The 8,245-nt window shown below is 33.4% G+C and carries 15 protein-coding genes; all 15 read right to left on the bottom strand.

Features of this window, described 5'->3' with window-relative positions:
• The coding region (locus tag OA57_RS11705) for a hypothetical protein (protein WP_034618095.1) at window positions 1-464 on the bottom strand (464 nt) is incomplete at its 3' end.
• Between the two features lie 67 nt (window positions 465-531).
• Window positions 532-882, bottom strand: a complete 351-nt coding sequence (locus tag OA57_RS11700) for a hypothetical protein (RefSeq protein ID WP_034618093.1) — start codon at window positions 880-882, stop codon at window positions 532-534.
• Window positions 882-1,442: a VENN motif pre-toxin domain-containing protein gene (locus OA57_RS11695; protein WP_235424675.1), complete on the bottom strand. Its 561-nt coding sequence runs from the start codon at window positions 1,440-1,442 to the stop codon at window positions 882-884. Before OA57_RS11695 ends, OA57_RS11700 begins: the two co-directional genes overlap by 1 nt.
• A gap of 11 nt (window positions 1,443-1,453) precedes the next feature.
• Window positions 1,454-1,612, bottom strand: a complete 159-nt coding sequence (locus OA57_RS12655) for a hemagglutinin repeat-containing protein (protein ID WP_152596758.1) — start codon at window positions 1,610-1,612, stop codon at window positions 1,454-1,456.
• 179 nt (window positions 1,613-1,791) lie between these two features.
• The gene (locus tag OA57_RS11690) at window positions 1,792-2,118 is read right to left on the bottom strand and encodes a hypothetical protein (RefSeq protein ID WP_034618089.1); all 327 of its coding nucleotides are present in this window, start codon (window positions 2,116-2,118) and stop codon (window positions 1,792-1,794) included.
• Window positions 2,105-2,623 carry a hypothetical protein gene (locus tag OA57_RS11685; protein ID WP_152596757.1) on the bottom strand — a complete coding sequence of 173 codons (519 nt, stop codon included), beginning with the start codon at window positions 2,621-2,623 and terminating at the stop codon, window positions 2,105-2,107. Before OA57_RS11685 ends, OA57_RS11690 begins: the two co-directional genes overlap by 14 nt.
• Before the next feature lie 366 nt (window positions 2,624-2,989).
• Complete coding sequence (locus OA57_RS11675) at window positions 2,990-3,514, bottom strand: Imm42 family immunity protein (RefSeq protein ID WP_034618085.1); 525 nt, start codon at window positions 3,512-3,514, stop codon at window positions 2,990-2,992.
• A 585-nt stretch (window positions 3,515-4,099) separates the two neighbouring features.
• Entirely contained in the window at window positions 4,100-4,282 is a 183-nt protein-coding gene (locus OA57_RS11670) for a hypothetical protein (RefSeq protein ID WP_034618084.1), read from the bottom strand.
• Window positions 4,283-4,814: 532 nt separating this feature from the next.
• A complete protein-coding gene (locus tag OA57_RS11665) occupies window positions 4,815-5,474 on the bottom strand; it encodes a hypothetical protein (RefSeq protein WP_034618083.1) in 660 nt (219 codons plus the stop codon).
• Between the two features lie 138 nt (window positions 5,475-5,612).
• Window positions 5,613-6,050, bottom strand: a complete 438-nt coding sequence (locus OA57_RS11660; protein WP_152596756.1) for a hypothetical protein — start codon at window positions 6,048-6,050, stop codon at window positions 5,613-5,615.
• A gap of 224 nt (window positions 6,051-6,274) precedes the next feature.
• The gene (locus OA57_RS11655) at window positions 6,275-6,520 is read right to left on the bottom strand and encodes a hypothetical protein (RefSeq protein ID WP_152596755.1); all 246 of its coding nucleotides are present in this window, start codon (window positions 6,518-6,520) and stop codon (window positions 6,275-6,277) included.
• A gap of 91 nt (window positions 6,521-6,611) precedes the next feature.
• Window positions 6,612-6,812, bottom strand: coding sequence for a hypothetical protein (locus OA57_RS11650; RefSeq protein WP_034618080.1), 201 nt, complete (start codon window positions 6,810-6,812; stop codon window positions 6,612-6,614).
• Window positions 6,809-7,348, bottom strand: a complete 540-nt coding sequence (locus OA57_RS11645; RefSeq protein ID WP_034618079.1) for a hypothetical protein — start codon at window positions 7,346-7,348, stop codon at window positions 6,809-6,811. The genes OA57_RS11650 and OA57_RS11645 overlap by 4 nt, the downstream gene beginning before the upstream one ends.
• A complete protein-coding gene (locus OA57_RS11640) occupies window positions 7,345-7,548 on the bottom strand; it encodes a hypothetical protein (protein ID WP_034618077.1) in 204 nt (67 codons plus the stop codon). Before OA57_RS11640 ends, OA57_RS11645 begins: the two co-directional genes overlap by 4 nt.
• 8 nt (window positions 7,549-7,556) lie before the next feature.
• On the bottom strand, window positions 7,557-8,245 hold a 689-nt coding region (locus tag OA57_RS11635; protein WP_034618076.1), incomplete at its 5' end, for a VENN motif pre-toxin domain-containing protein.

Below are 8,245 nucleotides of genomic sequence, written 5' to 3'. Positions count from 1 at the left end.
TGCGCGGCTATCGCACCCCATAATGCGTGGGCGGTAATATTAGCCTTTTCATTGCCCTCGGTCAGGGCTTTGATTTGTTGGTTTACATACGGTGATAAGCCGCCCGCTACTGCTTGCCCGATATTATCGCCGGCAAGTCCCTGTAACACCGCCGTGACCGCCGCTATCGATTGTCCGTTTGGTGAGCCGATACCAAACTTGTCATCAAGGCGTTTGTCCATGGCTGCCGCTTGTGCCGTTAAGATTTTTGCTTTCTCTTCATCTTTCGCTCTTTCCGCCTCTTTCGCTTGGTCTTTCAACTTGGCGGACTCCATGCGCGCTTCATAAGTGGCGAGGGCTATGCCGTTTTTCGCTATCTCTCCTATCACCTGCGCCGTTTCCTGCCGCGCTTGGTACTCTTGTTTATCGAACGCTTTTACTTTTTGGTTAGCCGTTTCCGTGCTGCGTGAAAGTGCGGTCGGCACTTCGCCGTTGCGGACTTCAAGATTGATGTTGCCTGATACCGCACTTTGTGTACTCGAGCCGTCCTCTTTACTGACATTCCCCAGAATTATAATCGTATTTAAAGAGTGTATTATTTTCTAAATAAACAATAAAAATCGTACTACCCCTCTTACAAAAGGTATTTTCTTTTTTTCTAATATATTCAAAATCATGTAAAAATTCAGGGTCAACTCTACCATTTATATAAATTTTAATCTTGAGATATTTAAATGAATCTATGGAGTAAATATTATTTCCAAACTTATTCTTCATTAAAACTATAAGTTTTTCACCTTCCCTTTGTGAAATATAATTTTTTTTAATATTCCCTGTAATAATACCATATAAAGATAATATTATAAACAGACAAAAAACACCGCTAAATAGCAATTTTTTCATTAGCGCTCTCCTGTGATTTGGCTGGAATATTCTCCACCAATTGAGAACCCACCCCCTAATCCAACGCCAAAGGTCTGTTTTGTATTGCTAAATTTACTAATAGGCGGTGTAGAACCTACGCCAATACAATAGACTCCATAACATCCTTTACTACTAAAACTTGGACCAGATAATACAGAATTAATTGTCCCCCCAAGATTATTCCCAGCTTCTGATATTCTAATGCCAGAAATCCAACCTACTTCCGCACCTATAGATACCCCACTCGAAAACGAGATTGAAGATATTGAATTTGATACAAATATATCTCCGGTTCTAGTATTTACTAAAATTTTGGCACCATATTTATAAATACCAGCTTCAGCTGAAACATAATGAGGAATAGCCATATCCTGTCCATATTTTTTTGCTTCATCTTCTTTTTCTTTAGCCAATGATGAAAGCGACATCTCATTAGCCCCCCCCCCTGGATTCTCCAACATATAAGCAATCCAATTATTCTCAACTGCTCTTTTCCCTATCTCAGCACTCACGACCGCACTTTGAGTACCATCGCCAATTAATGTACCACTTAGCTGTCTTGTACCGATTCCAAGTTAATCTCTTTTGCCGAATCCAAGGCGATTTTTTGCACCGTCAGCGTCGAGCCTAAAATAGCCAGATTGCCTTCGCTGGCGGTCAGGTTGATGTTATTCGTTTTTAACCGGCTATTACAATGAAAAAATATCATTTCTTTAAACCATCTATTAATGAGTTCGGATAATATGCCGATTGATAATATACATTCTTATCTTTATATTTTTTCAAAAGCCTCCCGCCCCCTAATTGCATAATCCATTCTTGCGTTAAAATATATTTAGTTGAAACATTAATCCTCTCCACCCCTATGGTTTTTGCCACACTCTGATTTTAAATAAATATCTTCTTTTCCTCCAAAAATAATCGCTCAGCCTTATCATAAACCTCGATAAACCCAAGATATTCACGCCCATTAATTCTTATTAAATGATCAGAGGTATTTTTCTTAAACCCACCGCTTAAAATACCACCAATTAAACCAATGATAAAAAAAATACCGTATATTTGAAAATATATATTAATAGATATAATGTTTTGAAAATAAAACACCACTCCTTTTTCAGAAATTGAATATACTAAAACTCCCAATTGACTTGAGAGAAATGTATTTATAAAAATTTTAAAAACTCTATCTAACTGAGAGCTATTGATCATCATTGCCCCCGGTTTCTTTTGAAGAATACTTTTTACCTGAAATTACCGGATATTTTTGAATTGTTTCAGATACCAATACTGAATAGATTGGATTTTTAAATTTGCTACCAAGCCAAGTCCCAGCCCCTGCCAACCCAGCTCCCTGTAAAGGATCGCTTCCACTCACTAAACTGATTCCCATTGCTATTCCCATATTGGTGCGAATAGCGGTTTTTATTTTCATCTGTGGTGTAATGGCTGAAGAAAGCCAGGCTCCCGCAAACTCATACCAGTTAAACGGCTGCCCACCGGCTATTTGCAGGGTGGCATTTAAACCTGAACCGATAACAACATTCTTCGCTACTTCATTTCCAATGACTTTTCCTACTGCTTTTGAAAAATTAATCTCGATAAAGCTTGATGTGGCTGATACCTCTCTCCCGCCTAATCCCAACAAATAGGTTTCCCAATAAACCGGTGCTACTCCTAAATCCCGACCAAATACAGAATAATCTATTTTGTTAATCATAATCATCAATATCTAAGCGAATTTCATACTTGGAAAATTTATCAAAAATAGGAAATCCCTTATTATCAAATGGAATTCCTACAACAGGATTTTCCCCTAAAATTTAACGTTCTTAGCGTTATTATTCGATTTTACGTTGAGCCAATTATACTTAAAATAACTACAATAATTATTTTTTCTAAATTCAGAGGAAATATAACATGCTCTATAAAATAATTTTTCAGCCATTAAAAAACATCTTACACTTTAATTTAGCACTATTTCACAGTGCATTTAACCATATTAGCTTCATATCTATAAAAGTTAGTGACCTGGGTGGCATATTGGTCAAAACAATTCTTCTTAACTATATATGCTTTATAATTCTCAATTTGCTTTTATGTTAATTATATCATATAGTTTTTTTATCAATCTCTTTATGCTGTTGATATCTGTCTTATATTTATACACTCTATTGTCATAAGAAAAAACTATATAATCGGAAATTTTTCCTTTAAAAAGGTAAATTTCCAATCCAGTATCATTTAATTCGGAAAGCTCTAATTCCACACCTATAATATTGGGGTATTTTTTTTTCATTTGTTCATGTGAATATATATCTTCTGGATTATCATAAAAATACCCCAATCTAGAAGTTACTGCCTCCTTGAATAAAAAATCAGCACTTAAATCATCACATAATGAATAATAGAAATCAGAATCATTGAATTTTAATAACCCGCTCATATATTCAGAAATTAAATTTAACGTCCAATTAGTACCGTATGCCGGATATATTTTTTCTTGAATAATGAGATTAAAAACACCATAATAAAAAAATCCATTATTATCAATAATATCAAATTGTATTAGAAAATCCTTATTAATGAATTCATCATCCCCTAATATCATTTAATCGTCCTCTCCAGCTCTTTAATCTCATTGTTAAATTTTTTAATAAGCTGACTGCAACCACTTATCCTATATTATGATTTGCTAAATTCTTATTTGGGATTTCACCATTAGTCAATAATAAATCAATGCTCTTATCTCATTAATTAAATCAGCAACACTATTAATAGACGGCTTAATCAAGAAAATATCTTTTGAGTTAAATTCATTATACCTAAAAAAGTCTTATCCTTTAATTTCCACAAAACATAAACAATTTCAAATTCACCATAAAAAAACATATAATAATCATCAAAAGAATCCCCGAGTTCTAAAGAAAAATCACTGGGAATATTTTTATTTATAAAAAATCAAAAATCATCTTTTTATCATATTCATAAATAATATTAAAAATAGCAGTTGAAAATTAGATTCAACCATTCTTTCTAACCTATGAATAAATGTCGGCAAGTATTTTTTATCATCAAACGTTCCTATTCTATAATTACCCAACCAGAGATAAATAGGAAATAATACTTTATTTTTACAAACACCATCCGCTCTACCGCAATCTTTGCCCTATTTTCTAGTATCATGTAGCTAACCTCACTTTTCTCTAGTTATTTCGGCTGGAATTTTTCCTATATCAGCTCTATTTTCACCAAAGGCTGTTTTTCCATTGGTAGAGCCGTTCCAGTGGAAGTTTCCATTTCCGTCATTTTGGAAGCGATGATATACATTTTTACCATTAATATTCTCTACAGCCCATCTATTACCATCTGAAGCCATAATGCTTTTATTCCACTAAAGTTCTATATGATTATCTGGTAACACTGACTTAGTTCGATTATATTGAACTTGATTTAATCCTTTAGGATCATGATGACCAGGATTTTCATAATACTGTGCAGTAATTAAGCTACCTTTTGTAGATGGTTTTGTACCCTCAATAATATAATCACTGTTTCCATATATTGGTTCATATTTTATTCCCAGTGACTTATTTCCTGAGGTAAGTATAACATCGCCAATATCAACTGTCTTGCGAACTATTTTAACGCCACAACGTCCATTTGTACTTAATTTTTTATTAAGTAACCTTCTCCCACAATCCTATAAATGGTGGATCTGGTTCTATAAGTCTCCATACAACTTCGCATTTTATGCATTTGTACCAATATTCATTTAATCCTACATCAGCTATTTTTTTCTATTGGAATTTTTCTAAAGTAAACATGACTATCTAATATATTTTTAAACTCCAAATAATCATTCCAATCTATAAACGAACGAGCATGTAATTTACATAAACAGTTAACTGTCATTTTAAACTCTCCTCTCCTATTTTCCACTCCTTCCGAGCTCCGCCATTAATTAATAATTGGCTTTTACCTCCTATCCAAGCACCACCCTGGCTACCTACTTCACCAATATTAATTTCTGTCCCTTTTGGTATTATAATTTCCGTATATCTACTTGATTGAGAATAAAAACTTGTTCCTGCAATATTTCCCCACTCAGGTCTTAATGCTGAATCAATCCTTGATTGTAGAGAGCCTAATGGTTTATCTACTGCCCAAAATGCACCAAATTCTCTAGACTGCCCTGGACTCCAAGTTCTATATGCCTTTAAGTTTTCATCCAACTTAATAACAGCATATCTACCTCCAGAAAAAGTTTCTGCAATAGATGCGGGTAAAGATCCATTCACTGTTGCATCATAACCCCCCTCTACCCTTCCTGAAATACCTGAAACTATTTCACCAAAAACTTGACCTGGCTTATTTAAATCTACACTAAGCCTCTCTAAGTTATATCCTTCAATATTACTAATAACAGGCAATTTTGTATTTGCACTAAGACCTTTTGGTAAACCTCCAACAGTTATTTTATCTAACGCCACAGGCGCATAAACCTGTCCTATCAATTCAGCAAAAGTCTGGTAAGTTTTCACTGCTGTTAAATATGATTTATTAATCAAATAAAATCACAATAAACAAAATAAGTTAGAAATCCACTCTTGTTTTCATATAATATACCGCAATCTTTTCCACTAATACTTTTATTAAAATAATAAGTTACTAGCTCTTCTATTGACTTGGAAAAAACACTTATTACTTTAGTCAATAAAAATAGTAATCATATTTAATATTTTATTTTTAAACTCAAAATGAATATATTTTTCATCTAATTTATATCTAACCCAATTCATTCCCTGCCTCTCTGGAGCACCAAGTAAACTTACTACATTAACTATAGATGAAAAATAAGAAATGCCGTTTACCAAGGTATTTAGAAAAGGATACGCCATATATTCATCATCACCTTCAACATGGAAAAATATCGCATTCAAAGTAAAGCATCCATTTTTATCAAAAATGAAACCCACCCCTCTTCTATTAAACTTATAATAACGCTGATTTATTCCTTCATCATTTAATTCCTCGATATCAAAATCCATTGCGATGATAGTTATTACTGATAAAATATCACTATCTCCTTCATCTAAACCCAAACAATCTAGAAAAGTATTAATATCTCCAATTAAGTTCATCATTTTATCCCATACGATTTATTTCTATCTATTACTTGTTGGATAGCTTTATCAATTGAATCTTCATTATATCCTGCTCTTAATAGATTTTCTTTCATCTTTGATAAATCACATTTCTGAGCAGAACATAAATCATAAGTATCTTTTATGATAGTTTCAGCTGTATTTTTCCCACCATAAGTTCGACCAGCCTGATGGATTTTTTCGGTAAAGCTATCGCAGTAGAATTATTTTATTTCTAATGGAGACAATTTCCGACCCAACTCTATTTCTTTTGCTGTTTTTAATGAAGCAAAAAACGGTATATGATCATGATCTAAATTATCACCTACAACAGCTCTATTTTTTAAATTTTTATAGCTGTCTACATCTAAGGCTTTAACATTCTCTAATAAATAGTCTGGATGAGCATCCATTTCATTTCCTAATGACATTATTACATTAGGCTTAATTAATAATTGCAATTTTTGCATTGCTCAGTTTGTACGCTCACCATTGTTACTTAACCCTATGCCCAATAGCATGTCAAAAAAATCAGATTCGATTGTACATGTATAATATAGATTATTTATCACCCACACCAGTAATTTTGCTAATAAAAAATAGCAAAATAGCGCCATACAATGCAGGCTTCATCACATCAAAAAAAACATCTTTAGAAAAAACAAAAAAACCATCATATATATAATCAAAAGTAATGAATACCACATGCGCACTCAAAAGCCCAATATAAATTATAAACAAAAAATATAAAAATCTTATCATTGCAATCGCTCCTTAGAATCTTTATTTAAAATAGATGATTTATTTGTTTTAATTTCAATATATCCTCCAATAATATTTGTTATCGACTGTCTTTCTACTGATGAGAGTGATTTATTTTTCAATGCAAAATCCAATCCCAAAGATACTATCATACCAGTTGTCTTCGAAGCGCCTTCTTTAGCTATTTCCTTATCCGATAATTCTTTATCATTCGCTAAAATCAATCCATTGTAGATAGTATTAATGGATAATTGTTGTCCCCATGTCCTTCCGGCACTCATCCCCGCCAAAGTATAATTAGCTAATGTTTTTTCATAAGACACTGTTCCATTATAAATATCATAGCCTGTCGAAATGCTTCCTGCGATAAAGGTTTCTGTCGCTTTAGGGTTTTTTATAGCATAACCACCCAATTTAGCTGAATTTGTTAAAACCCCTGCGCCAATAGCCCAAGGAAATAATTCAATATAAAAGATACCGCCTTTCAGCCTACCGTGAGGCTCATAACTACTTCGCCAACACGATAAGAATATCATTTTTTAAACCAATCTTTTGAAATCCAATCGACTATAACTCCTATACATCCACATTTTAGTGCATAAACTGAAACTTCATAATGTATTTTTAATGTTAAATCAAAATCAACATCCCAACCTTGTCGTTTCAAAATAGAAATAATAGCTGCAATATTAAATGATATAAAAGTAGTAAATAATATTAAAAAAACTCGTTTCATATTTATTTTCATTCATGTTTTTTACTTATATTTTCATTAATTGTTGGTATTTTTTGAATTGCCTCACTTGCTATTGTAGACCAGAGAGGATTTGATATCTTTCTTCCCGCATATGTAGCAACTCCTGAATAAGTAGCTTCTTCCAGTCCATCTCCCCCATTAGCCAAACCGACAGCCATGCCAACTCCCGCATTAAAACGAATAGCATCTTTTGTTGTTTTCAAATGTGGAGAAATATAACCTGATGCAACCGCTCCCCCAAACTCAGCCCAATTAAACTCTTGACCACTTAATTTTTGAGCTGCGATATTAGCACCACCAGATAAAGCTATTCTTGAAACTGCTGCGTATACTTTTTTACCCGTAGCCATTTCTGGTGCAATCATCATAGGAGCAAGATCAATAATAATTTCTCTAGCTACATGAATCGCTTTTCCTGTTGTACTTATAAAATAATATGCTCCTTCAGCTGTTTGATAAATTATAGGATTCTCTTTCTTAACATAATCCCTGATTGCATCATCTTGAGCTTTTTTAATTTTTTCTCCTTCTGCAATAGCTTGCCAATTACTTTGAGGATTATTTAAAACAATATCAAAAAAGTTATTCTCAACCGCACTTTTCGCCGTCGCAGCCCCTTGATAAGCATCTGTGCCGTTGTTCGCCATCGCTGCCGCACTTAATGCCCCTACAACTT

The organism is Chelonobacter oris (assembly GCF_000772535.1).
Lineage (GTDB): Bacteria > Pseudomonadota > Gammaproteobacteria > Enterobacterales > Pasteurellaceae > Chelonobacter > Chelonobacter oris.
The sequence above is the reverse complement of the archived record's forward strand: the minus strand, read 5'-3'. Positions and strand labels throughout refer to the sequence as shown.